This is a genomic window from Amycolatopsis sp. VC5-11 (assembly GCF_037034185.1).
Taxonomy (GTDB): Bacteria; Actinomycetota; Actinomycetes; order Mycobacteriales; family Pseudonocardiaceae; genus Amycolatopsis; species Amycolatopsis nivea.
The window spans coordinates 380,337-403,746 of record NZ_JBAGKF010000007.1 but is presented as its reverse complement, the minus strand read 5'-3'; the positions used below and the strand labels follow the sequence as shown (position 1 = coordinate 403,746).

The 23,410-nt window shown below is 69.9% G+C and carries 20 protein-coding genes; 7 read left to right on the top strand and 13 right to left on the bottom strand.

Annotated features, from left to right (window positions below; translation table 11 throughout):
• Positions 1-72 precede the first annotated feature (72 nt).
• The 5 genes from WA670_RS23515 to WA670_RS23495 are packed head-to-tail and all read right to left on the bottom strand — an operon-like array spanning position 73 to position 5,929.
• The gene (locus WA670_RS23515) at positions 73-645 is read right to left on the bottom strand and encodes a TetR/AcrR family transcriptional regulator (protein WP_336158876.1); all 573 of its coding nucleotides are present in this window, start codon (positions 643-645) and stop codon (positions 73-75) included.
• 49 nt (positions 646-694) lie between these two features.
• Complete coding sequence (locus WA670_RS23510; protein ID WP_336158849.1) at positions 695-1,867, bottom strand: serine hydrolase domain-containing protein; 1,173 nt, start codon at positions 1,865-1,867, stop codon at positions 695-697.
• Positions 1,864-3,186 (bottom strand): MFS transporter, encoded by a 1,323-nt coding sequence (locus tag WA670_RS23505; protein WP_336158848.1) that lies wholly within the window; start codon positions 3,184-3,186, stop codon positions 1,864-1,866. The genes WA670_RS23510 and WA670_RS23505 overlap by 4 nt, the downstream gene beginning before the upstream one ends.
• Positions 3,183-4,373, bottom strand: a complete 1,191-nt coding sequence (locus tag WA670_RS23500; RefSeq protein WP_336158847.1) for an acyl-CoA dehydrogenase family protein — start codon at positions 4,371-4,373, stop codon at positions 3,183-3,185. The genes WA670_RS23505 and WA670_RS23500 overlap by 4 nt, the downstream gene beginning before the upstream one ends.
• 11 nt (positions 4,374-4,384) lie before the next feature.
• Positions 4,385-5,929, bottom strand: a complete 1,545-nt coding sequence (locus WA670_RS23495) for an acyl-CoA synthetase (protein ID WP_336158846.1) — start codon at positions 5,927-5,929, stop codon at positions 4,385-4,387.
• Positions 5,930-6,040: 111 nt separating this feature from the next.
• Between WA670_RS23495 and WA670_RS23490 the strand changes: the two genes are divergently transcribed.
• Positions 6,041-6,679 (top strand): TetR/AcrR family transcriptional regulator, encoded by a 639-nt coding sequence (locus WA670_RS23490; RefSeq protein WP_336158845.1) that lies wholly within the window; start codon positions 6,041-6,043, stop codon positions 6,677-6,679.
• Positions 6,680-6,838: 159 nt separating this feature from the next.
• Here WA670_RS23490 and WA670_RS23485 read toward each other — a convergent pair whose 3' ends face one another.
• Positions 6,839-7,777: an alpha/beta hydrolase gene (locus WA670_RS23485; RefSeq protein ID WP_336158844.1), complete on the bottom strand. Its 939-nt coding sequence runs from the start codon at positions 7,775-7,777 to the stop codon at positions 6,839-6,841.
• Positions 7,778-8,086: 309 nt separating this feature from the next.
• On the opposite strand from WA670_RS23485, the gene WA670_RS23480 reads away from it, so the two are divergent.
• Positions 8,087-9,427: an MFS transporter gene (locus tag WA670_RS23480; protein ID WP_336158843.1), complete on the top strand. Its 1,341-nt coding sequence runs from the start codon at positions 8,087-8,089 to the stop codon at positions 9,425-9,427.
• A gap of 67 nt (positions 9,428-9,494) precedes the next feature.
• Here the strand turns inward: WA670_RS23480 and WA670_RS23475 are convergent, their stop codons facing one another.
• The 3 genes from WA670_RS23475 to WA670_RS23465 are packed head-to-tail and all read right to left on the bottom strand — an operon-like array spanning position 9,495 to position 13,095.
• Positions 9,495-10,655: an acyl-CoA dehydrogenase family protein gene (locus WA670_RS23475; protein ID WP_336158842.1), complete on the bottom strand. Its 1,161-nt coding sequence runs from the start codon at positions 10,653-10,655 to the stop codon at positions 9,495-9,497.
• Positions 10,652-12,601, bottom strand: coding sequence for an AMP-binding protein (locus WA670_RS23470; protein WP_336158841.1), 1,950 nt, complete (start codon positions 12,599-12,601; stop codon positions 10,652-10,654). The genes WA670_RS23475 and WA670_RS23470 overlap by 4 nt, the downstream gene beginning before the upstream one ends.
• 17 nt (positions 12,602-12,618) lie before the next feature.
• Positions 12,619-13,095: a MaoC family dehydratase gene (locus WA670_RS23465; protein WP_134662885.1), complete on the bottom strand. Its 477-nt coding sequence runs from the start codon at positions 13,093-13,095 to the stop codon at positions 12,619-12,621.
• A 152-nt stretch (positions 13,096-13,247) separates the two neighbouring features.
• Between WA670_RS23465 and WA670_RS23460 the strand changes: the two genes are divergently transcribed.
• On the top strand, positions 13,248-14,234 hold the full coding sequence (locus WA670_RS23460) for an AraC family transcriptional regulator (RefSeq protein WP_336158840.1): 987 nt from the start codon (positions 13,248-13,250) through the stop codon (positions 14,232-14,234).
• Between the two features lie 17 nt (positions 14,235-14,251).
• Here the strand turns inward: WA670_RS23460 and WA670_RS23455 are convergent, their stop codons facing one another.
• Positions 14,252-15,403, bottom strand: a complete 1,152-nt coding sequence (locus WA670_RS23455) for a CaiB/BaiF CoA transferase family protein (protein WP_336158839.1) — start codon at positions 15,401-15,403, stop codon at positions 14,252-14,254.
• Between the two features lie 138 nt (positions 15,404-15,541).
• Between WA670_RS23455 and WA670_RS23450 the strand changes: the two genes are divergently transcribed.
• Both WA670_RS23450 and WA670_RS23445 read left to right on the top strand, forming a co-directional pair.
• Positions 15,542-16,372, top strand: a complete 831-nt coding sequence (locus WA670_RS23450; protein ID WP_336158875.1) for a thioesterase family protein — start codon at positions 15,542-15,544, stop codon at positions 16,370-16,372.
• 58 nt (positions 16,373-16,430) lie between these two features.
• Positions 16,431-17,129 carry a GntR family transcriptional regulator gene (locus WA670_RS23445; protein ID WP_205669900.1) on the top strand — a complete coding sequence of 233 codons (699 nt, stop codon included), beginning with the start codon at positions 16,431-16,433 and terminating at the stop codon, positions 17,127-17,129.
• Between the two features lie 52 nt (positions 17,130-17,181).
• Here the strand turns inward: WA670_RS23445 and WA670_RS23440 are convergent, their stop codons facing one another.
• Together WA670_RS23440 and WA670_RS23435 are read right to left on the bottom strand one after the other, a co-directional pair.
• On the bottom strand, positions 17,182-18,075 hold the full coding sequence (locus WA670_RS23440) for an HpcH/HpaI aldolase/citrate lyase family protein (RefSeq protein WP_336158838.1): 894 nt from the start codon (positions 18,073-18,075) through the stop codon (positions 17,182-17,184).
• Between the two features lie 20 nt (positions 18,076-18,095).
• Positions 18,096-19,265, bottom strand: coding sequence for a CaiB/BaiF CoA transferase family protein (locus WA670_RS23435; RefSeq protein WP_336158837.1), 1,170 nt, complete (start codon positions 19,263-19,265; stop codon positions 18,096-18,098).
• 161 nt (positions 19,266-19,426) lie between these two features.
• Between WA670_RS23435 and WA670_RS23430 the strand changes: the two genes are divergently transcribed.
• On the top strand, positions 19,427-20,890 hold the full coding sequence (locus WA670_RS23430) for an aldehyde dehydrogenase (protein ID WP_336158836.1): 1,464 nt from the start codon (positions 19,427-19,429) through the stop codon (positions 20,888-20,890).
• Positions 20,891-20,902: 12 nt separating this feature from the next.
• Entirely contained in the window at positions 20,903-22,297 is a 1,395-nt protein-coding gene (locus WA670_RS23425; RefSeq protein ID WP_336158835.1) for an MmgE/PrpD family protein, read from the top strand.
• 54 nt (positions 22,298-22,351) lie between these two features.
• On the opposite strand, the gene WA670_RS23420 is transcribed toward WA670_RS23425, so the two are convergent.
• Positions 22,352-23,401: a zinc-dependent alcohol dehydrogenase family protein gene (locus WA670_RS23420; protein ID WP_336158834.1), complete on the bottom strand. Its 1,050-nt coding sequence runs from the start codon at positions 23,399-23,401 to the stop codon at positions 22,352-22,354.
• Between the last annotated feature and the right edge of the window lie 9 nt (positions 23,402-23,410).

Here is a 23,410-nt window from a genome sequence, read left to right as displayed (position 1 = left end):
AGAACGTTCGTTCTCTCTGAGCTTGTCGGCAACCGAGTGGCGGCGTCAACGCCCGCCGGTCTTTCAGAAGTGTTACGGGCGCTCCGCGGCGCCGAGGCGATGCCGCAGGATGCCGTCGACGCCCTGGAGGAACGTGTCGCCGACCTCGGCCGAGTCCGTCAGGCAGCCCGAGGCCATCGCACCGTCGCGCAGCATCACGAAATGCCGTGCCGCGGGCTCCGGTGCGGACGTGCCGATCTGCGCTAACAGGTCCGTGATCGTGCGGAGGAACCACTCTCGGTGCGCCAGGACAGCCTGGTGCACGGCATGTGCAGGGTCCGGATACTCCGCCGCGGCGTTGAGGAACGCGCAGCCCCGGAAGTGCGCCGACTGGATGCTCTCGGCAATCCACTCGGCGATGGCACGCAGGGCGTCGGCCGCGGGCGGATTCCCCGCGAGGATCTTGCCGATCCCCTCGCGCTCCATCTCGGACACGCCCTGGAGATACGCGACGACGAGGTCTTCTTTGCCCGGGAAATGCCGGTAGAGCGTGGCCCGGGTGACCTTCGCCTCCGCCACGATCCGGTCGACGCCCACCGAGTGGAGGCCCTCGGCGTAAAAGATCCGGGTGGCCGTCGCGAGCAGCCTCGACCTCGCTTCGGACACCCGGATCTTCTGCACCACAAGCCCACGCTAGCAGAGAGAACGGTCTGTCTTATCCGGTCAGATGGTCGCCGATCTGGGCGAACACCGCTTCCAGCGCCGGCACCGGAACGGACGGCGACATCACGTGCGATCCGTAGTGGGCGATCACCAGTTCCCGCCCCGGGCTGACCTGCAGCCGCTGCCCGTGGATGCCGCGCGCGCCGAACGTGCCGTGGCCGTCGCCGGGGACCCACCAGAAATTGTGGTACCCGATCGGCCGCGCGGCACCGGTCGGCAGAGCGCGCTGAGCGGGTCCCGGCGGCACGTTGGTCAGGTCGGCGACGACGCGTTCCGGCACGAGCTGCTGGTCACCGACCGTCCCGCCGCGGCGCAGCATCTCCCCTACCCGGGCCAGATCGCGCAAGGTGGCGCTGTAGCGGCCGCACGCGATCTCCGTCCCGGTGGAGTCCAGGCAGTACGCGCCGTCCTCGTCCGCGCCCAGCCAGGCCCAGACCCGTTCGCTCCACAGATCGGCGAGGCTGACCCCGGTGACGCGGCGAAGGGCTTCGGCGACGGCCTCGGTGTTGCCGTTGTCGTAGCGGAATTCGGTTCCCGGCGGTGCGACGGCCCGCGCGGTAGCGAGATGTTCCTTGACGCTCGTCGGTCCGGTGAACCCGGCCGGACGGGGAACGATGCCGACCGCGGCGAAATACCGTTGCGCTTCAAGGGGTTTGCAGAATGGCCGACCGCCGTAGTCCATCACGGTGCCCATGTGCAGCAGGTGGTGGATCGTGGCGTCGCCGAACGCCGTGCCGCCGAGTTCGGGCGCGTAGTGGGACAACGGCTGATCGGCGTCAAGCACGCCTTCGTCGATGAGCAGCGCGGCGAGCAGCCCGGTCCACGACTTCGCCACCGACGCGGACAGGTGCACGTCGTGGGGCCGCATGCCGTGGAAGTAGCGCTCGTAGACGATCTTTCCCCGGTGCGCCACCAGGATCGCGTCGGTCTCCGCGGCGGCGAGGAATTCGGTGAGCTTGACGGCCGGGTCCCCGGTCCTCGGGATGACGAGCAGGTTGTCCAGGTCTTCGAGGTCCTCGCGCAGGTCCCAGCGCGGGCCCGCGCCGCGCCACACCCGCCGGGTCGGGCCGGTTTCCCTGGCGCGGGTCATGCCGAGGCGGACGAACGCCGGGTCGACGTAACCGCGGCTCCAGTACGCGTTGTCCACAGTGTACGGATTGGTCACGGTTTCTCCTTGGCTGCGGCGAGTGCCGCGATGCGCCGGGCGTCGCGTTCCGGACGGACGAAGAACAGGGCGGCCAGCCCGCCCGCCATCATCAGGACTCCGGGAATGGCGAAGGCGGTCGCGAATCCGGCAGCCGGCCCGTCAGCGGCCTCGACCAGCCGGCCGGTGACGTAGGGCGCGAGCAGTCCGGCAATGGTGACCAGCGCGACGCTGACCGACAGCACCGCGCCGCGCTGGGCGGGCGGGCTGATCTCGCTGTTGACCGTCTGGCCGTTGGCGAAGGTGACGCCGTGGAAGCTGAACGCGACCGCGATGAGGACGATCCGGAGCGCGGGCTGCGTGACCGTCGGCAGCAGCACCATCGCCAAGCCCGCCAGGATCAGCACGCACCCGCCGAGAATGCCGCGGGCGATCCGGCTGGGCACGCCGAGGTGCAGCAGCCACTGGGTGATCGCGCCGTGCGCGAAGGTCAGGATCAGCCCGGCCAGCCACGGAATCGTCGCGATCGCCGCCGCCTCGCCGGTGCTGTAGCCCAGCGCGGTTTCCAGGTAGGTGGGCAGCCAGGCGACCATCAGCGTCGAAGTCCAGTACGCGCCGAACGCTCCGGTGAACCCGCCGAGCCACGTCCCGGAGAGCAGGATCCGCCGGTACGGGACGCGGGCGGCCGGGACCGGGGCCGCGCCGGCCGGGACGCGGTCGACCGGGCCGTCGCGGCCGATCACCAGCCACAGCACGCACCACACGCAGCCGACCAGGAACATCGCCAGGAACGCGGCCCGCCAGCCGAAGTGCACGATCACCACGGTGAGCAGCGGGGTCGCGATCGCCCCGCCCAGCGCGCCGCCGCCCACGATCAGCGCGCTCGGGATGTTGCGTTTGGCGTTGGGGAACCAGCTGTGCGCGGCGTGCAGCGCCATCGGCTGCGCGGGCCCTTCGGCGGCGCCGAGCGCGATCCGGCTCACCAGCAACAGCCCGATCCCGCTCGCGGCGACAACCGAAACCTGCGTGACCGCCCAGACCAGCGCGAGCACCAGCAGGATCCACCGGGTCGAAATCCGGCTCGACGCGAGGCCGACCGCCAGCGCGCACACGCTGAACAGGAAGAAGAACGAACTCGACAGCAACCCGTACTGCGACGGGCTCAGCCCGAACTCGTGCATGATCGGGCGCGCGGCCAGCCCGAGGACGGTCTTGTCGCCGTAGTTGATCAGCATGAACAGCAGCAGCATGCCCACCACCGACCAGCGGCGCAGCCAAGTGCTCCCCGCGGCCCCGTCCGCCGGCGCGGCCGGACGCGGCCGGGTCCCGGCGGGCTTCACCGCTGTGTCCCGGACGGCTGGAGCAGGGCTTTGGCGATGCCGTTCTTCTGGATCTCCGACGATCCGGTCAGCACGCGGAACATCCGCAGCCGCCGGAACAGCCACTCCACCTCGGCCCCGCGCACGAGTCCGGTCTTGCCGTGGATCTGCACCGCCTCGTCCGCGATGCGGAAGGCGTTCTCCGCCACGAACAGTTTGCACATGAACGCCTCCGTGCTCGGCTTGCTCCCGGAGTCCAATTCGGACAGTGCGTCATACGTCATCGCGCGGGCCGCGTAGTACGCGGTGGCCATGTCGGCGATCTTGTGCTGGATCGACTGCAGCGCCGCCAGCGGGCCGCCGAACACCTGGCGGGTGCGGGCGAATTCGATGGTGAGTTCCAGCGCGCGACGGGCGTGGCCGAGGACCGTCGGGCAGTGCAGCAGCCGGTTCGTGGTGACCCGGCCGAGCCCGATGCGCAGCCCGTCGCCCACGCGGCCGAGCAGTTGCTGCGGGCCGACGTAGCAGTTGTCGAGGATGATGTCGGACTCGACATGCTGGCCGGACATCGGAACCTCGCCGTCGGCGACCGTGCAGCCCGGCGAATCCAGGTCGACCAGGAAGGCCGAGTAGCTCTCGTCCTTCCCTGCCATCCGGGCGACCAGCACGGAGAAGTCCGCGATCGGTCCCGCCGAGGAGAACACCTTGTGGCCGCTGATCCGCCAGCCGTCCCCGTCCGGGGTCGCCGTGGTGCGCATGGCCCGCACGTCCGACCCGGCATTGGTTTCGGTGAGCGAGAAACAGCACGCGCGTTCCCCGCGGACGACCGGCAGCAGATACCGCTCGCGCTGTTCCTCGGTGGCCGTCGTGAAGATCGCGCCGGCGCGCAGCGGGCCGCCGAAGTCGCCGAGGACGCAGTGGTAGAGGATCCGGCCGGACGCGCCGACCTCCTCCTTGAGCGCGGCCAGTTCGGTGTAGCTCAGGTCGAGGCCGCCGTACTCGCTGGGCAGGTGGACGCCGTAGAAACCCAGTTCGCGGCAGCGTTTCCACACCGGTTCGATCATGGCCCGGGTCAGCGGTGTTTCCGGGGTCAGCCCGAGCGTGGCCTCGTAGTCGGCGAGTTCGCCCGCCAGGTATTCGCGCAGCCGGCCGACGAGTTCCGCGAGCCGCGGGTTGTCGTCGTAGGCCGGGGTGAGGGTGAAGGACATGCGGGGCCTCCTCAGTGGACTTTCCGGGCTTCGCCCGCCCAATACCGGTCCCGCACCGCGCGCCGGTCGATCTTGCCGTTGCGGTTCACCGGGAGTTCGTCGGCGAAATCCACCGAGCGGGGTTTCTTGATGCGTGCCAATCGTTCCGCGCAGAACTCGATCAGTTCCTCGACGGTGGCGTCGGAACGGCGGACGACGACCGCCTTCACCGCCTCGCCCCACTTCTCGTCGGGCACGCCCACCACGCACGCCTCGGAAACGGCGGGGTGCTCGTAGAGCACGGATTCCACTTCGGTGCAGAAGATGTTGTAGCCGCCGGAAATGATCATGTCCTTCTTGCGGTCCACAATGAACAGATAGCCGTCGGCGCGCAGGTAGCCGATGTCGCCGGTGTAGACCCAGCCGTCGCGGAAGGTCTCCGCCGACAGGTCCGGTTCGTGCCAGTACTCGGTCACGCAGTCCGGCCCGCGCACCACCACCTCGCCGAGCTCCCCGGCGGGCACCGGACGGCCCTCGTCGTCGACCACCCGGACCTCGGAGTCGAACAACGGCCGCCCGGCCGAGGACAGCAGCTCCGGGTCCTCCTCGATCCCGCGCACCACGTCGGCGCAGGTCAGCACCGTGACGCCGCTCGTGGTCTCGCCCTGGCCGTACCCCTGCATCACCACCGGGCCGAACGCCGCGACCGCGTCGCGCAACCGCTGCGGCGACACCGGCGCGCCGCCCACCCGCAGGCAGCGAAGCGAGGAGAGGTCGAAATCGCCCAGGCCGGGATGCGACAGCACCATGTTCAGCATCACCGGCACCAGGAAGGTCGAGGTGATCCGCTCCTTCTCGACCGCTTCCAGAAACTCCACCGCACCGAACCGCGGCAGCACCACCGCGGTCGCCCCGCGGGAAAAGGCCGCCAGCAAACCCATTCCGGTGGCGTGCGTGATCGGACCAGCCGCGAGATAGCGCTCCGCCGCGGACGGCGCACCTTCCGGGCTCATCAGCCGCTTGCGCATGTTCGCCAGCCGGTTCCCATTCGTCTGCACTGCGGCCTTGAGCTTCCCGGTGGACCCGGAAGTGAAGTGCAGAACCGACGGGTCGTCCGCGCTCACCTCGACCGCGACCGGCTCCGGCGACCCCGCCGCCAGCACGTCGGCATAGGAGCGGGCATCCGGCGTGCGGCCGTCGTAGTCGATCAGCGCGCACGACGTCCCGGCAGCCGCCTTCTGTGCCGCTTCGGCGTGCTCGGCGTCGACCAGCAGCACCCGCACGTCCGCGTCCGCCACGATGTGCTCGACCTCGCCCGCGGACAGCCGCGCGCTGATCGGCACGCGCAGGAAACCGCCCTTGTAGCAAGCGATCTCGGTCTCCACCAGCTCCGCGCTGTTGCCGGAGAAGGTGGCGACCGCCTGCCCGGGCTCGACGCCGGACGCGAGCAGCGCGGACGCCAGCCGGTTGGTCCGCTCCTCCAGCTCGCGGTAGGACCACCGCCGCTCCCCGCACACCAGCGCCTGCTGATCGGGCCAGAACGTGCTGGCACGGGTGACATAGCTGCCCAGGTTCACGCCGACTCCCTGTTTTCCGTCAGATTGACCAATGCTGAACACTGTGTCTATTAACAGTCGCGGTGTCAACAGTTCGCTACACTCGGGCCGGCAACGACCGAAGGGGGCCCCTTGCCGACGACTGACCGACGGACCCGCCGCACCCGCGGGCTGCTCCGCGACGCGCTGGTGTCGCTGGTGCTCGAACGCGGATACGCCAACGTGACGGTGGAGGACATCACCGAACGGGCCGACCTGGGCCGCGCGACGTTCTACAGCCACTACCCGGACAAGGACGCCCTGCTGCGGCACGTCGTCACCGAACTCCAGGAGGAACTGGACGAACGCCTGCGCCCGCTGGTCCCGGCGTCCTCAGTCGGCTTCACCGGCAAACCGGCGCTGGAACTGTTCCGCCACGCCCGCGAGAACCGGGACCTGTACCTGCTCATCCTGCGCGGCGAGGGCGACGGCCGGGCGCTCCGGCAGTTCACCGACGCGCGCATCGACGCGGTGTGCTCGGTGTTCAAGTCCCGGGCTGACCACCACGACGTCAAGCCCCGCATCGACCTCGGGGTGCTGGCCAGGGCGTGGGTCGGGGAACAGCTCGCCGTTCTGCGGTGGTGGCTGGAAACGGACCCCGCGCCAATGTCGGCGGAAGAGGCCACCGGGATGCTGCAGAACCTCTCGCTGCGCGGCCGTTACTGGGCGAACGGCTTCGAGGGAGACCCGCCGGATCCCGCGCCTACTGGGGCGGATTCGCCGCAGCACTAAGGCTTTCGGCACCGCGCCGCGGTCGAGTAAAGTTTCCGGTCTACGACGGGAAACTCGTCTCGACAGCACGAAACCCCAGGTCGCCGGTTCCGGAGACCTGGGGTTCGGCCACACCGCACGAGGAGCGAGGTCTGGCCCGGACCGCATCCGATCGCGTGCTCAGAGCTTGTCGGTGAAGAACGGCACGATCGTCTTCAATGCCTCGCCAGCCCCGTTCGGGCGGTCGTACAGGTCGTAGTGCGAGGCGCCGTCAAGTTCGAGCAGAGTCTTGTCGGCGGACGCGGCCCGCTTGTAGATCTCGTGGCCGTCGCGGTACGCGCCGAACGCGCCCTGCTTGTTCTTGTCGCCGATCACGATCAGCAGGGGCTGGTCGAGCAGTTCCTCGGCCAGCTGGAACGCGTCCCAGCCCAGGGCGGCCGTGCCGTGTGCCGCTTCGAACAGGACGCAGCCGTGGTCCGCCTGGCCTCGGTCGGTGCGGTAATACTCGAACGCCTCGATGATGTCGATGTCGCCGGTCGCCTGCGCGGCCTCGGCCGTCTCGGGCAGGAAGCCGGCGACTGCGCTCTGCTCGCCGCGTGCCTCCGCGGTGCGTTGCTGGCCGATCGTCGCGAGCGCCTTGAGGACGCCGCCGTTCTGGCTCGCCATCTCTCGCTGCAGGCGGCCGAAGTTGGCGCCCGTGACGGACACTACCGCCTTGAAGCGTTTCTCGGTCTTCGCTGCGGCGAGGGTGTAGCCGCCGCCTCCGCAGATGCCGAGCACGCCGATTCGGTCGACGTCGACGTACGGAAGGGTCACCAGGTAGTCGACGACGCGGCTGAAATCCTGGACGCGCTGGGCGGGGTCCTCGAGGAACCGCGGTTCGCCGCCGCTCGCGCCCTGGAAGCTGGCGTCGAACGCGATGACCACGTTTCCGGCCTCCGCGAGGGCGGGGGCGTAGACGTTGCCGGAGGTCTGCTCCTTGCAGCTGCCGATCGGGTGGGCCACGACGATCGCGGGATAGGTCTCGGACTCGTCGAAGTCCGGCGGGAAGTGCAGGTCCGCGGCGATGTCCCAGTACATGTCGCGGTTGCGGAACTTGACGTGCTCGACGGTGGCCACGAAGCCTCCTCTGTCCGGCCCGGGGCGTTTCCCCGGTCTGACTTCCACACTCGCCCTCGGCACGGAGACGTACCAGTTCGGGTTCTTTCCCAGGAAGGATCTCTCCCAGGATCCGTGCGCGACCTGGCCTCGGCGGCCACCGGGGCACGCTTTTCCGCACCGGCGCACACCTCGCGAAAAACTACCTGGCACAGCGCCTTCCGCTGAATCCCGCCGGGCCGGTTGACACGCGCGCCCGCGGCACAGAGAGTAGGACTCTGCATTTTATATTTTACTTCTGACTGACACTCGGCCCCTCAAGGAAGAGCTATGGACCAGCCTCAGCAGACCGCCGGCGTCCAGCCGCCCCGCACCGTCGCGGCGTCGAAGAAGGACATGCGCCGCATCGCGATCGCCAGCAGCACCGGCACGGTGATCGAGTATTACGACTTCCTGATCTACGGGACCGCCTCCGCGCTGGTGTTCCCGCACGTGTTCTTCCCCGCCCTCGGACCCGCCGCGGGCACGGTAGCCGCGTTCGCCACCCAGGGCGTGGCTTTTCTCGGACGGCCGCTCGGCGCGATCCTGTTCGGACACTTCGGCGACCGGGTCGGCCGCAAGAAGACTCTGATCACCACGCTTTTCCTGATGGGGCTCTCCACCGTCCTCATCGGACTCATGCCGACCGCGGGCCAGATCGGCGTTGCCGCTCCCCTGCTGGTGCTGCTGTTGCGCATCCTGCAAGGGCTCGCGGTCGGCGGCGAATGGGCGGGGGCGACGCTCCTGGCCGCGGAAAGCGCGCCCAAGGCCAAGCGCGGCTTCTACTCGATGTTCGGCTCGCTCGGCGGCGCGGTGGCGGTCGTGCTGGCCAACCTGACGTTCCTCATCGCCGGGCTCACCATGAGCAACGAGGACTTCATCAGCTACGGCTGGCGCATCCCGTTCGTGGCCAGCGTCGTCCTGATCGCCGTCGGCCTCGTCGTGCGGTTGAAGATCGAAGAGTCGCCCGTGTTCCGCCGCGAAGCCAGCCGGTCCGGCACCTCGTCCGCACCGCTCGCGGAAGCGTTCCGCAACCAGCCGCGCCAGATGCTGTTCGGGTCCGGGGTGCTGGTCATGGTCTTCGCTTTCTTCTACCTCAGCGGCAGTTTCCTCGCCTCCTACGGCACCGCCCACCTGCATCTCGCCAAGACCACCGTGCTTTCGATCGGCGTGCTCGCCGGCGTCGTGTGGTGCATCTCGATGATCCTCGGCGCGGTGCTCTCCGACCGGTTCGGCCGGCGGCGGGTCATCCTCGTCTCCACCTTCGTCTCGGTGGCGTGGGCACTCGCCCTGTTCCCGGTGCTGGACATCGGCACCGCCTTTTCGTACGGCGCCGGGGTCTGCCTGACGCTGGTCTTCGCCGGGCTCGTGTTCGGTCCGGTCAGCGCGTTCATGCCGGAACTGTTCATCACCCGCTACCGGTACACGGCGGCCGGATTCTGCTACAACGTCGCAGGTATCCTCGGCGGCGCGGTACCGCCTCTCGTGGCCGCCCCGATCATCGGCGTCGCCGGATCCCTTGCGCTGGGCGGATTCCTCGCGGTGCTGGCCTTGATCAGCGCGGTGTGCACCCTCGGGCTCAAGGAAACCCGCCACTACGAAATGGACCGGGGCGAACTCGTCGCCGGATGAGTCGCTCAATACGGAGAAGTGCGGGGCTCCCGGCAGATCTGCCGGGAGCCCCGCACTATTTGCGACCTCAGTACGAGCGCGGGAGCCCCAGAACCTGCTGCGAGATGTAGTTGCGCACCATCTCCTGCGAGAACGGCGCGTTGCGCAGCAAGCGAACCTCTCGCCACAACCGCTCGACGTGGTACTCCTTCGCGTACGCGTAGCCGCCAAGCGTCGAGAACGCTCGGTCGCAGGCCTCGAAACCGCCCTCAGCGCCCAGGTATTTCGCCGCCGCCGCTTCCGGCCCGCACGGCTTTCCTTCGTCGAACAGCTTCGCCGCCCGCATGACCATGCCTTCGGCGGCTTCCAGCCGGATCCACGAATCCGCCAGCGGGTGCGCCACGGCCTGGTTCTGCCCGATCGGCCGGTCGAACACCACCCGGTTCTTCGCGTACTCAGTGGCGATGTCCAGTGCGGCCCGGCCGAGGCCGATGCCTTCCATGCCGACCACGATCCGCTCCGGGTTCAGCCCGTCCAGCAGGTAGTAGAACCCCTTGTCCACCTCGCCGACCAGCCGGTCCTCGGACACGAACAGGTCGTCGATGAACAGCTCGTTCGTGTCGATCGCGGCGCGGCCGAGCTTCTCGATCTCCCGGACGGTGATGCGATCCCGGTCCATGTCCGCGAAGAACAGCGACATCCCGTACAGCGGCTTGTCCTCCCGCCGCGGCGAGGTGCGCGCGAGCAGGAGGATCTTCTGGGCGTTCTGCGCGTTGGTGATGAAGACCTTCTTGCCGTTGATCTTCCACCCGCCGTCGACCTTCGTCGCCTTGGTCTTGATCCGCGACGTGTCCACCCCGGCGTCCGGCTCGGTCACCCCGAACGCCATCAGCAACTCCCCCGCCGCCAGCTGCGGCAGGTACTCGCGCTTCATCTCCTCCGAGCCGTACTTGACGATCGGAGCGGGCGGGAACACGTAGAAGTGGATGGCCGAACCACCGGCCATCCCGGCTCCGGACGCGGAGATCTCGCCCATCATCACGGCGGCTTCTTCCAGGCCGAGGCCGATGCCGCCGTACTCCTCCGGGATCATCGCGCCCAGCCAGCCGCCCGCCGCGAACGCCTTCACGAACTCCCACGGGTATTCGTGATTGCGGTCCTTGTCCAGCCAGTAGTCGTGGTCGAACTTGCGGGCCAGCTCCCGCGTCGCCTTCCGGACGATCTCGACGTTGCTTTCCGGGTCGGTCATTGCGCGTTCTCCTCCGCGAGTACCGGGATGTCTTCCAGCGGCGTGGCCGGGTCCAGCGACGACAGGTCGCCGACCGGCGCCCCGACGAACCGCGCCCGGATGGCGCGCCGCATGATCTTGCCGTTCTTGGTCTTGGGCAGCGTCGGCACGACGTAGACCTCCGGGGCGAACGACTTCCCCGCGTTCTCCAGCGCGACCTCGCGCAGATCTTCGGGTTCCGGACCGGCAGTGCGCAGCACCGCGAACGCCACCGCGCGCTGGCCGCGCAGTTCGTCCGGCGCGCCGATCACGGCGACCTCGGCGATCCGCTTGTCCCGCAGCAGCGCTGCCTCGATCTCCGCGGGTCCGACGCGGCGGCCGGCCAGCTTGAGCGTGTCGTCGGACCGGCCGTGGATCCGCCACTGCCCGCGTTCGTCCACACTGGACAGATCGCCGTGCACCCACACGTCCGGGAACCGTGCCCAATAGGTCTCGAGATAGCGCTCGCGGTCGTGCCAGAACGCGTGCGTCATGCCGGGGAAAGTGTTGCGCACGGCCAGTTCGCCGATCGCGCCGGCCACCGGCCGGCCTTCGTCGTCGAGCACCGTCGCGTCCACCCCGGGCAGCGGTCCGGTGAACGCGGCCGCCTCGGCGGGCAGGAACGGGTAGCCGATCAGCAGTCCGCCGCCGACCTCGGTGCCGCCGCTGTAGTTGACGATCGGCACCCGGCGCTTGCCGACCTCGTCGAACAGCCACCACCAGGTCGGCTCGTCCCAGGCTTCGCCGGTGGAGACGAACGAGCGCAGAGTGGACAGCTCGTGCCGGGGCTTTTCGTGCGCGGCACGCAACGCGCGCGCCGCGGTGGGCGCGATGCCTTGCACGGTCACGCCGTTGCGCTCGACCACGTCCCACATCCGGTCCGGCGTGGGATGCGTCGGGAGGCCCTCGATCATCACGATGGTCGCACCGAGCTGCAGCGGGCCGGTCATCAGCATCGGCCCGACCAGCCAGCCGAGGTCGGTGATCCAGCAGACCACGTCGTCGGCGTGCACGTCGAAGCCGTAGGCGAAGTCGACCGCGGTCTTCACCGCGAACCCGCCGTGGGAGTGCACGATCCCCTTCGGCCTGCCGGTCGTGCCGGACGTGTAGACGACGGTGAGCGGATCGTTCGCCTCCGTCGCCGCGGTCTCGACCGGCGCGGGCGAAGCGGCCAGCTCATCGAGGTAGGTGTCCCGCCCGGCCGTCATCGGCACGTCGATGCCGAGGTGGCGGACCACCACGACCGTGCGCACCGACGGCGCGTCCGCCAGTGCCGCGTCCGCGGTCGCCTTCAGCGGGACTTCCTTGCCGCGCCGGGTCGTCCCGTCCGCGGTGATCAGCGCGACCGCCTCGGAATCCTGCAGCCGGGTGGCGAGCGCGTCTGCCGCGTATCCGCTGAACGTCGGCACCGCGATCGCGCCGAGCATGGCGATCGCCAGGAACGCCACGACCGCTTCGGGCACCACAGGCATGTACAGCACGACGCGATCGCCCCGGGCGACGCCGAGCGCGGCCAGGTTCGCCGCGAACCGGCGGACCTGCTCGTCCAACTTGCCGAAGGTCAGCGTGCGCCGCTGCCCGGAATCGCCTTCGTAGACCACGGCGGTCTTGCCGGCGAGTTCGCCGCGGGCATGCCGGTGCGCGCACAGTTCGGCGACGTTGATCCGGCCCCCGGCGAACCAGCGAGGGAACGGTTTCCCCTCGGACTCGTCGAGCACCCGCTCGAACGGCTCCGCGAAGGCGACGTCCAGGTCCTCGACGACGGCGCGCCAGAACCACTCCGGGTCGGCGATCGCCCGCCGGTTCGCCTCGGACACGCCATCCGCGTCTCCGGGCAGGCCCCACTTCCGCACCGCGGCGAGGTAGCGGCTGCGGTCCCGCACCTCTTCCGGCGGCACCCAGGCGAAGCCCGTCTCGTCCTCGGCCATGTCCGGTCCCTTCCCGCTCAGCTCTGCGCGGCGGACGCCTCGGCGGCGGACCGCTTCAGCATCAGGCCCGCGCGCAGGGCGTCGCACACGATCTCGTCGCGCTGGTTGATGCCGAGGTGGCGGAACATCACGATGCCGGAATCGCCGCGGCTCTTCGACTCGCGCTTGCTGACGATCTCGGTCCGCACGTGGATCGTGTCCCCGTGGAACACCGGCTTCGGGAAGGTGATCTTCTCGAAACCCAGGTTGCCCAGAGTCGTCCCCTGGGTCGTCTCCGGCACCGTCACCCCGGACACCAGGCCGAGAATGAACAGCGAGTTCACCAGCCGCTGGCCGTAAATGCTGTCCTTGCTGTACTCCGCGTCCAGATGCAGCGGAGCCAGATTCAGCGTCATGACGCTGAACAGCGTGTTGTCCGCCTCGGTGACAGTGCGGCGGGTCGGGTGGTCGATGACCATCCCCGGTTCGAACTCCTCGAAATACAGGCCTGCCATCCGGTGTCCTCTCCCCGCCGCGCGCGGGGCGCGGCTCCTGGTCGATCGTCTCGCAACAAATATAAAATATACTCTCGACTGGTCACCGTCTAGCCGCGTTGTGCATATCATATATTCTTGACGTTCGTCTGGGACGACCCGAGGAGGCGCCGATGCCTGATCGCCCGCGGCCCGCCGTGCCGCCCGGACCGGTCCGCTTCCGCACCGCCGACCTCGAAACCGCGCGCGAGCAGGTGACGCGCGCCTTCGCGAGCCACGACGTGCGCGTCTCGGACCGCGCGGGCATGCGATTCCGGCTCGACCTCGCACCGTCGGCGCACCTCACGATCGGCCGGATGGCCTACGGCGCGGAAACCACGATCGTCGGTCCGCCGATGCGGCTGTGCTATCACGTCAACCTGCCCGCCACCGGCACCAGCACGGCGGAGCAGCACGGCGCGCACCGGACGTTCGCGGCGGGCGAGGCCGGAGTGGCCTTCGTGCCGCAGTCCCCGGTCCTGGTGCGGTGGAGCGCGGATTCGTGGCAGTACCACGTCAAACTGCCGAAAGACCTGCTCGAGGCGCACGCGGCGAAACTGACCGGGCAACCGGTCCGCGAGGAGATCGACTTCGACCTCACGTTCTCCCTGCGGTCCAGCACCGCACAGGCGTTCCTCGCGACAGTGGGCTTCCTCTACGCCGAACTGAGCCGCGACGGCGGGCTCGCCACCGTTCCCGCCGCGTGCCACGAGTTCGAATCGGCGCTGATGACCCAGCTGCTCATGACCGTGCCCAGCAGCCTCAGCGCGAGGCTGCACAGCCGCCCCGCGCACACCCGGGGGTCGCGCATCCGGGAAATCGTCGACTATCTCGACCGCAATCCCGAGAAGCCCCTCACGACCGCGGACCTGGCCGCCATGGCCGCCATCAGCCCCCGGGCGCTGCAGGCGGGTTTTCAGGAGGCGGTAGGCAAATCCCCGATGGCCTACCTCCGCGCGGTCCGGCTGGACCGGGTGCACCGGGAGCTGCTGTCCGGCGCGGCGGACTCGGTCACGGACGTCGCGGCGCGCTGGGGCTTCTACCACCCCGGCCGGTTCGCTCAGCAGTATCGCGAGCGGTTCGGGATGCTGCCGTCGGAAACCGCCCGCCCGCGCGGCTGACGGGCGGTTTCCCGCGGTCAGGCCGACTGCGCCCGGGGTCGCGTCCACGCCGTCAGCAGCCGGTCCAGGTCCAGTACCGCGGCCTCGGGAGCGGACGGCTCGCGCGCCGGAGTCCGGCTGAACCGCGGGGCCGGACGCGGGTGGAGGACGTCGCCGACCCGGTCGAACACTGCCCGTTCGGCGTTGTGCGGATGCTGGGCCGCCTCGTCGAAGGTGAGCACCGGCGTGACGCACGCATCGGTCCCCGCGTAGATGCGAGCCCATTCGTCCCGGTCCTTCGCGGCGAACGCGGACGCGATGAGCGAGCGCAGCCGAGGCCAGGCCGTGCGGTCGTCCTGGTCGGGCCACTCGGTCGTGTCGACGCCGAGGCGGGAGACGAACTCCCGGTAGAAATCGGGCTCCAGCGCGCCGACCGCGACATACCGGCCGTCGGCGCAGCGGTAGGTGTCGTAGAACGGCGCGCCGGAATCGAGGTAGTTCGTACCGGGTTCGTCGGAGTAGCGGCCGGCCGCGCGCAGGCCCTGCAGTTTGGCGGTCAGCAAGGCGACACCGTCCAGCATCGCCGCGTCGAGCACCTGGCCCCGGCCCGACGACCGCGTTTCGAGCAGTGCGCTCACGATGCCGAAGGCGGCGACGAGCGCCCCGCCCGCGTAGTCGCCGAGCAGGTTGACCGGCGGCCGCGGCGCCTCGCCTTCCCGGGCCATCGCGTGCAGCGCGCCGCTCTGGGCGACGTAATTGATGTCGTGGCCTGCCTGCTGCGAGAGCGGCCCGGACTGGCCATACCCGGTCAGGCGCGCGTACACGAGCGCGGGGTTCCCGGCCAGCAGGACCTCCGGCCCCAGCCCGAGGCGCTCGGCGACGCCGGGGCGGTACCCCTCGATGAACACGTCGGCCGCTTCGGCCAGCCGCCGCACCGCGCGCACGCCGTCGGCCGATTTGAGATCAGCCTGGACGGTGCCGACGCCCCGGTTGGCGAGATCGTGCTCGGCGGCCATGCCCTCGGTCTGGCCGAGCGCGCGGCCGGACCGGCCGGCCGGACGCGCCACCCGCACGACCTCCGCGCCGAGATCGGCCAGCAGCATGCTCGCGAACGGCGTCGGGCCCATCCCGGCGAGCGCGACGGCTCGCACCCCGGCCAGCGGTCCGGGCGGCGCGGTCTCGGTCTTCATCGGCACTCCTCGGGGATCCACCTCGGCATGATTGCATATTATGTATTATTCACCGGGCACGGCAAGGGTCGTCGAGCCCGCGGCACGCCAACACTCTTCACAACATCACATATAAAATGTTATATTTACCAGGTGACCATGGCCTTCTTCACCGCGGAGCCCGGCCCCGGCGGCGAACTCCTGCACCCCCTGCCCGAAGCACGCGCCAGCTGGGGCGGCGGCAGTCAGCTGCGCGGGATGGCGACCAGCGGGGCGCTCGCCCGCGCCGCCGAGAGCGCGGTCGGCCAAGGAGTGTTCCGTCCTGCCCGATGGACGGTCGATCTGTTGCGCCCGGCTGGTTTCGTCCCGTCCGTCGCGCGCGCGGAGATCGTCCGTCGCGGCCGTCGGCTTTGCGTTGTCGAAGCGACGTTGTGGCAGGGAGACATTCTCGTCGGCAAGGCGTCCGGGCTGTTCCTCGCCGCGGGCTCCCCCGCCACCGGCACTGTATGGGCCCAGAGCGAACGCCCGTTGACACCTCCGCCGGACCTGCGTCCCGCGACCGAAGAACCGCGCGTGTTCCACAGCGAAGGCGTCGGCTGGACCGGATCGCCCGAGCCGCACCAGAACTCCGCGCGCAAGACAATCTGGGTGTTCCCGCAGGAGATCGTGCGCGGCGAACGGCCCACCCCGTTCCAGCACGCGGCGACCGTGGCCGATCTGGTGAACCTCGTGACCAACTGGGGTGACACGGGCTTGGAATTCATCAACGCCGACCTGACCCTCACCCTCGGCCGCGTTCCTGCGGACGACCTGGAGCTGGGCCTCACCGCCGACCACCGCGTCGAGCACGACGGCGTGGCGGTCACGACCGCCGCGGTGTTCGACCGCCGAGGGCCGCTCGGCACGGTCTGCGGGACCGCGCTGCTCGCCGCCGCGCCGGTCGATCCCCGGCAGGTCGGTGCGCCCGCGAGCCTGCCCGCCGTGCCATAATCGCCCGCAATCCATATATCATGTTCTTTACTGGACGGTTCTTCTACGGAGGTGGCCCGTGGCCGACGAACTGACCCGGCTGCGCGGCGGCGACCGCCGCCAGCAGCTGCCGGAGGAAGTCGCGACCTACGTCCGGGAACTGATCATGTCCGGGGACGTCAAACCAGGCGAATTCCTCCGCACCGAACCGATCGCCGAGGCGGTCGGGGTGAGCAACACGCCGGTGCGCGAAGGCCTGCTTTCCTTGCGCAGCGAGGGCTTCGTGGAACTCGTGCCGCGCCGCGGGTTCGTCGTCGCGCCGGTGTCGCGCCAGGACGTGCGCGACCTGTTCTGGGCCCAGGCCCAGTTCTCCGCGGAGCTGGCCGCGCGAGCCGCCAAGAAGATCACGCCGGATCAGCTTTCCCGGCTCGAAGCGATCAACGAGGACTTCGCGAAGGCCGCCGACGCCGGCGACCAGGACGCCATCACCCGCCTCGGCCACGAGTTCCACCGCCAGCTCAACCTCGCCGCCGACTCCCACCGGCTCACGCTGCTGCTCAGCTCGGTGGTCAAGCACCTGCCGAACCGCTTCTACGCCTCCATCGAAGGCCACGTGGAGCACACGCTCGCCGACCACGCGGAACTGCTGCAGGCGCTGCGCGGCAGGCACGTCCGCAAGGCGCGCACGATCGCCGAACGGCACATCCTCGACGGCGCGGACAACGTCGTGCGCATGCTCGAAGAACGCGGCCTCTGGGCCGACGACGAGACCGAATAGCCCGCACAAGACGGTGCCGGTTTCCCGCGCGGGAAACCGGCACCGTGCCCGATCAAGCGTTCGCCGCGATCGCCTCCGCCTGCGCGACGATCCCCTCCGCCGTCTTCACGTGCGCGATGTCCACGTGCTGCCCTTCGAAGTCCACCGCCGCGCTGCCCGTCGCCTCGGCCGCGCGGAAGGCGTCGATCAACCGGCGCGAGTGGTCGACCGCCTCGGGCGTCGGCGTGAACACCTCGTTGGCGATCGCCACGTGCGACGGGTGGATGCAGACCATGCCGCGGTAGCCGAGCTGTTTGTTGTCCAGGCAGAACTGGCGGGCGCCGTCGAGATCGCGGATGTCCTGCCAGACCCCGGCGACCGGATGGTGCAGCCCGGCCGCCCGGGCGGCGAGCACGATCCGGCTGCGCAGGTAAAGCGTCTCCAGTCCGGCCGGGGTGAACTCGAAGCCCAGTTCACGGCCCACGTCGGCGCTCGGTCCGGTCGCGCCGAGCAGGCTGGACACCCGGGGCGACGCGGCGGCGATCTCCTCGCAGTGCGCCATCGACGCCGCGGTCTCGTAGCTGACGATCAGCCCGACGCTCCCGGCAGGCAGCCCTTCGCGCGCTTCGAGATGCGTCACGACCGCGTCGATGCGGATCAGTTCCTCGGCGTCGAACACCTTCGGCAGGAACAGCCCGGCCAGTCCGGGCCGGACGACAGCTTCGAGGTCCGCGCCCTGAAGGCCGCTGACCGACGCGTTCGGCCGCACCCAGACGTCCGCGCGGACGCCCTGGGCGTGCAGGCGGTCGATCGTCTCCGCGACGACCAGGCGCGCGTCGTCCTTGCTCGCGACGGGCACGGAGTCCTCGAGGTCGAGGATCAGCGCGTCGGCGCCGGACGCGAGACCCTTGTCGGCCCACGAAGCCTTGTGGCCGGGCACGAAAAGCATGGAACGATACGGCTTCATCAGTGTTCTCCAGTTGTCGGTCAGGATTCGTACAGGACGCCGGTCGCGAACAGCTTTTCGACGTCCTCTGCCGCCAGCACCTCGCTGGCGACCGCACGGGAATCGGCGCCCACCTTCGGCGCGGCGGAAGAGCGGTCCGGACGCGCGCCGTCGAACGTCCACGGCGGGCGGAGCAGCGCGAGGCCGTCCGGCTGGCGGTCGGCGATGTCCAGGTGCCGCACCTGCGGGTGGTCGAGGTAGCCGGTCATGGACAGCACCGGCGCGAACGGCACGTCGTGCTCGGTCAGCACGCGCTCCCAGTGCTCCTTGGGCTTGCGCGCGAACTCCGCCTCGACGATCGGGACCAGCTCGAAGTAGTTCGCCTCGCGCGGCCGGTATTCGGCGAACCGCGGGTCCTCCAGCAGGTCGGTGCGCTCCAGCGCGCGGCACAGCGACTGCCAGAACTTCTGCGACGACGACAGGTGCACCGCGAGGTACTCCCCCGTCGACGTGGGCACGCAGAAGTTCTGCGCCTGCGGATGCCTGCTCGTGCGGCTGGGGTCGCGGCCGAGTTCGAAGGCCTGGGTGATGCCGTCGGCGGTCAGGGTGCTGACCGCTTCCATGATCGAGGTTTCCATCCGCTGCGGCTGTCCGGTCTTCAGGCGGCCGACGAGCGCGGCGAGCACGCCGGCCGCGGTGGTCAGCCCGGTGACCAGGTCCGCGCTCAGCCCGCCCGCCAGCTGCGGCTGCCCGTCGTCGCTGAACAGCGAGTAGAGGCCGCCGAACGCGTGCCCGATCGTGTCGTAGGCGGGCCGGTCGGCCAGCGGCCCGGTGGTGCCGAACCCGGTCACCGAGCCGTAGACGAGGTCCGGGCGCAGCGCCCGGCAGTCCTCCGGGCCGAGGCCCATCGCGGCCAGTTTGCCGGGGCGGAGGTTCTCCAGGACGACGTCGAAACGCGGCACCAGCGCCTTGACCAGTTCGACCCCCTCGGCGGTCTTGAGGTCGACCGACAGGCTGCGCTTGCCCGCGTTGTACTGCCGGAAGTACGGGCTGCCGTCGTTCATCCGCCGCCGGAAGTCCTCGCCGTGGACCGGCTTCTCCACCTTGACGACCTCCGCGCCGAGGCCGCACAGCATCGAGGTGCCGAACGGGAGCGAGATGTAGCCCCCGATCTCCAGGATCCGGATGCCGTCGAGTGGCTTGTGCTGCATGTCGCCCGCCTTCGCTCAGGGGTGGGTCTAGATAATATTTTATATTATCTAGCGGTACGCGCGTCAACCTGCGGGACCGGTCGCCCGAAAACCTGGTCTAGATATTTTATATTACGTATGCTTCCGGAAGACTTCCCCGGACCGGCAAGGAGCGTGCCCTGATGCCCGCGCAACCCCCGCTGTGGCAAGGCCACTACGACAAGCTCTTCCTCGACGGCAAATGGGCGGCACCCGCGTCCGGCCGGGTTTTCGACGTGGTCTCCCCCTCGACCGAGGAGGTTCTCGCCCAGGTCGCCGAGGGCACCGAAGCGGACATCGACACCGCCGTCTCCGCCGCGCGGCAGGCGTTCGACCACGGTCCGTGGCCGCGGATGGCGCTCGGCGAGCGCATCGCCGTGCTGCGCAAGCTCAGCGCCGCACTCGCCGAGCACGAAACCGACATCGCGCATCTGGTCAGCGCCGAGATGGGCTGCCCGATCACGCTGTCGACGAAGATGCAGGCGATCGGCCCGCGGCTTCTCCTCGACGCGTTCCTCGACCTCGCGCCGGACTACCCGTGGCAGGACACCCGCCGCTCGGCGACCGGGCACGCGCTCGTCACGCGGGAGCCGGTCGGCGTGGTCGCCGCGATCGTGCCGTGGAACGCGCCGCTGCTGATCACGATGATCAAGCTGGCCCCCGCGTTGCTGGCCGGATGCACCGTGGTGCTCAAACCGTCCCCGGAGACGCCGCTGGACGCGTACCTCCTCGGCCACCTGCTGGAACGGGTCGGGCTGCCCGACGGGGTGGTCAACATCGTTCCGGCGGGGCGGGAGGTCAGCGAATACCTGGTCCGGCACCGCGGCGTGGACAAGGTGTCGTTCACCGGCTCCACCGCGGCCGGCCGCCGGATCGGCGCGCTGTGCGGGCAGGACCTGCGCCGGTGCACCCTCGAACTCGGCGGGAAGTCCGCGGCGGTGCTGCTCGGCGACGCCGACCTCGACGCCGCGATCGCCGCCGTCCGCGCCGTGTCGCTGCGCAACGCCGGCCAGGTCTGCAGCAACAAGACCCGCATCGTCGTCGCCCGCTCGCGCCGGGACGAACTCCACGACCGGCTGGTGGACCTCGTCGCGTCGATGCCGGTCGGCGACCCGTTCGACCCGGCGACCGAGATCGGTCCGCTCGCCAGCGCGGCCCAGCGCACCCGCGTCGAGGGCTATCTGGCCGACGGCAAGGCGTCCGGAGCCTCGCTGCTGACCGGCGGCGGACGGCCGGAAGGGCTCGAGCGCGGCTGGTACGTCTCCCCCGCGGTCTTCGCCGACGTCGACCCGGACGCGAAGATCGCCCAGGAGGAGATCTTCGGCCCCGTCCTCACCGTCCACACCTTCGACACCGAGGATGAAGCGGTCGCCATCGCCAACAACTCCGACTACGGACTCAACGGGTCGGTGTTCTCCGCCGATCCGGAGCACGCGCTGGCCGTCGCCCGGCGGATCCGCACCGGCACCGTCGAGGTCAACGGCAACCCGGTCGGCTTCACCGCGCCGATCGGCGGATTCAAAAACAGCGGCATCGGCCGCGAGGCGGGTCCGGAGGGCTTCGACGCCTACGTCGAACTCAAATCCTACGGCCTGCCCCTCTCCTGAAAGGCACCCACAGTGAGCACCTTCTCCCCGGTCGAAGAAGCCGCCGCCCGGCTCGTGACCGACCTGACCTTCGAGGCGATCCCGGCCGAAGCACTCGCCGGGGCCCGCAGGCTGCTGCAGGACCAGCTCGCCCTGCAGGTCGGCAGCGCAGCTCTGCCGTGGAGCCAGGCCGTGCTCGACGTGACCCGGGCGTCCCACGCGCCGGGGACCGCGCACGTCGTCGCGAGCGGCGACGCGATGAGCGCGGCCGACGCGGCGTTCGTCAACGCGACGTTCGGGCACGGCTTCGAGTACGACGACGCGCATCGCGCCAGCTCCGCGCATCCGGGCAGCTGCGTGGTCTCGGCGGCGCTGGCCGTCGGCGAAGAGCTCGGCGCGGACCTGCGCGACGTGCTCACCGCCGTCGTCGCGGGCTACGAGGTCTACACGCGGATCGGCACGCTCGCCAACCCGGACCTCCTGATCCGCGGGTTCCACCCGCACGGGCTCCTGTCCGCCTTCGGGGCCGCCGCGGTGGTCGCCAAGCTGCGCGGCTTCGACGGGGAGACCACCGGGCACGCGCTGTCGATCGCGCTCAGCCACGCCTCCGGCACCACCGAGTACACCTCCGGCGGCGGATCCATCAAGCGCGTGCACTCCGGCATCGGCACCCGGAACGGCATCCGCGCGGCAGAACTGGCGGCCGCCGGGATCACCGGTCCGACGACCTTCCTCACCGGAGGCAAAGGATTCTTCCGCGCCTTCGCCGGGCTGGACGTCGGCGACGAGGCGGCTGTCCACTTCGGACTCGACCGGACCTTCGAGGTGTCCCGGATCTGGCTCAAGCCCTACTGCTGCTGCGGCATCAACCACGCGTACGTCGATGGCGCGCGGCAGCTGACCGGGAATCCGGACCAGGTCGAGTCTGTGCTGCTGGGCATCCAGACCGGCGGCGACGTCATCATCGGCAACCAGAACCGGCACGCCTACGCCCCGACGATCATCGAGCACCTGCAGTACAGCCTGCCGTTCCAGTTCGCGCTCTCGATGCTCGGCCGCGGCAACGGCTTCTCCACGCATCAGGCCTACCTGGCCGGTCAGCTGGACCTCGGCGAGAACAGCGACGTCGCCGCGCTGGCCCGCAAGGTGAAGATCGAGGTGCGACCGGACCTGGACGAGCAGTACGCCGGACGCTGGGTCGCGGACCTGACCGTGTCCTATCGGGACGGCACGACCGAGCACGTGTTCGTGGACAATCCCGTCGGCACCGCGGAAAACCCGATGTCCCAGGAAGACCTGGACGCGAAGTTCCACGACGTGCTCTCCTCGGCGCTGCCCGCGGACCGGCGAGCCGAACTGCTGCACGCGATCAAGGACGGCGACCTCGACCAGCCGGCCGCCGAATTCGCCAAGCTGCTGCGGGTCTGAAGCGACACGAAAGCGCCGACGGGTCTTCAAGAACCCGTCGGCGCTTTCGTGGTTTCAGAACTCGATGACCGCCTTGCCGCCGGTCTGCTTGTCGAACGCGGTGTAAGCCTCGACCACGTCGTCGAGCCGCCAGCGATCGGTGAAGACCCGGTCCGCCTCGACGCCGTGCCGGGCGATGAACCGGGCGCAGTCCGCCTGGCCGACCGGCGAGAACGTGTACGAGCCCATGACCGTGAGCTGCTTGCGGATCAGGTCCGGGCTGACGTCGAGCGTCACCGTCGAACCTTCGCCGACAAACGCCACCGCGCCCCACTTCGCCGCCGACTTCACCGCCGCGGCCCGCGCGGGCGGCGCGCCGGAGCAGTCGAGCGCCTTGGTCACGCCCTTGCCTCCGGTCAGCTCCCGGATCGCTTCGAGCGGATCGGCGGCGGTGGAGTCGATCGCGTGCGCCGCACCGAACTCCTTCGCCCGCGCCACCCGTTCCGCGGCGATGTCGACGGCGATGACCTCCGCGCCCATCGCCGCGGCGAGCTGCACGGCGGCCTGACCGACCGGGCCTTGGCCGAAGACAGCCAGCGTGTCGCGCGCGTTCACTTCGAGCCGGGTCAGTGCGCCGTACGCGGTGCCGGTGCCGCACGAGATCGCGGCCCCGGCGGCGAAACTGAGCTCGTCGGGCAGCGGCACGAGCGTTCGCGCGGGCACCTTCAGGTAGTCCGCGTGCCCGCCGTGTGCGGTGGCGCCGTAGATGACGTTGCCGCGTTCGCACATCTGCGGCCAGCCGGTGCGGCACAGGTCGCAGAACCCGCAGCCGTCGTAGTGGTGGACCATCATCCGGTCCCCCACCCGCACCGCGCGCGGGTCGACCGCCGAGCCGATCGCCGCGACGACGCCGCAGGGCTCGTGTCCGCCGATGAACCCGGCGCCGTCGCCGGCCATGCCGAACGCGGCCAGCGCCTGTCCGGCGGGAGCCCGGTAGAAGTGCAGGTCGCTGCCGCACATGCCGGACGCCTTCATCTCCAGCACCACGTCGTCCGGGCCTGGTTCGGGATCGGCGAACTCCTGGATCTCGACGACCCGGTCGCCCTGGAAAATTGCTCCGCGCATCAGATTTCC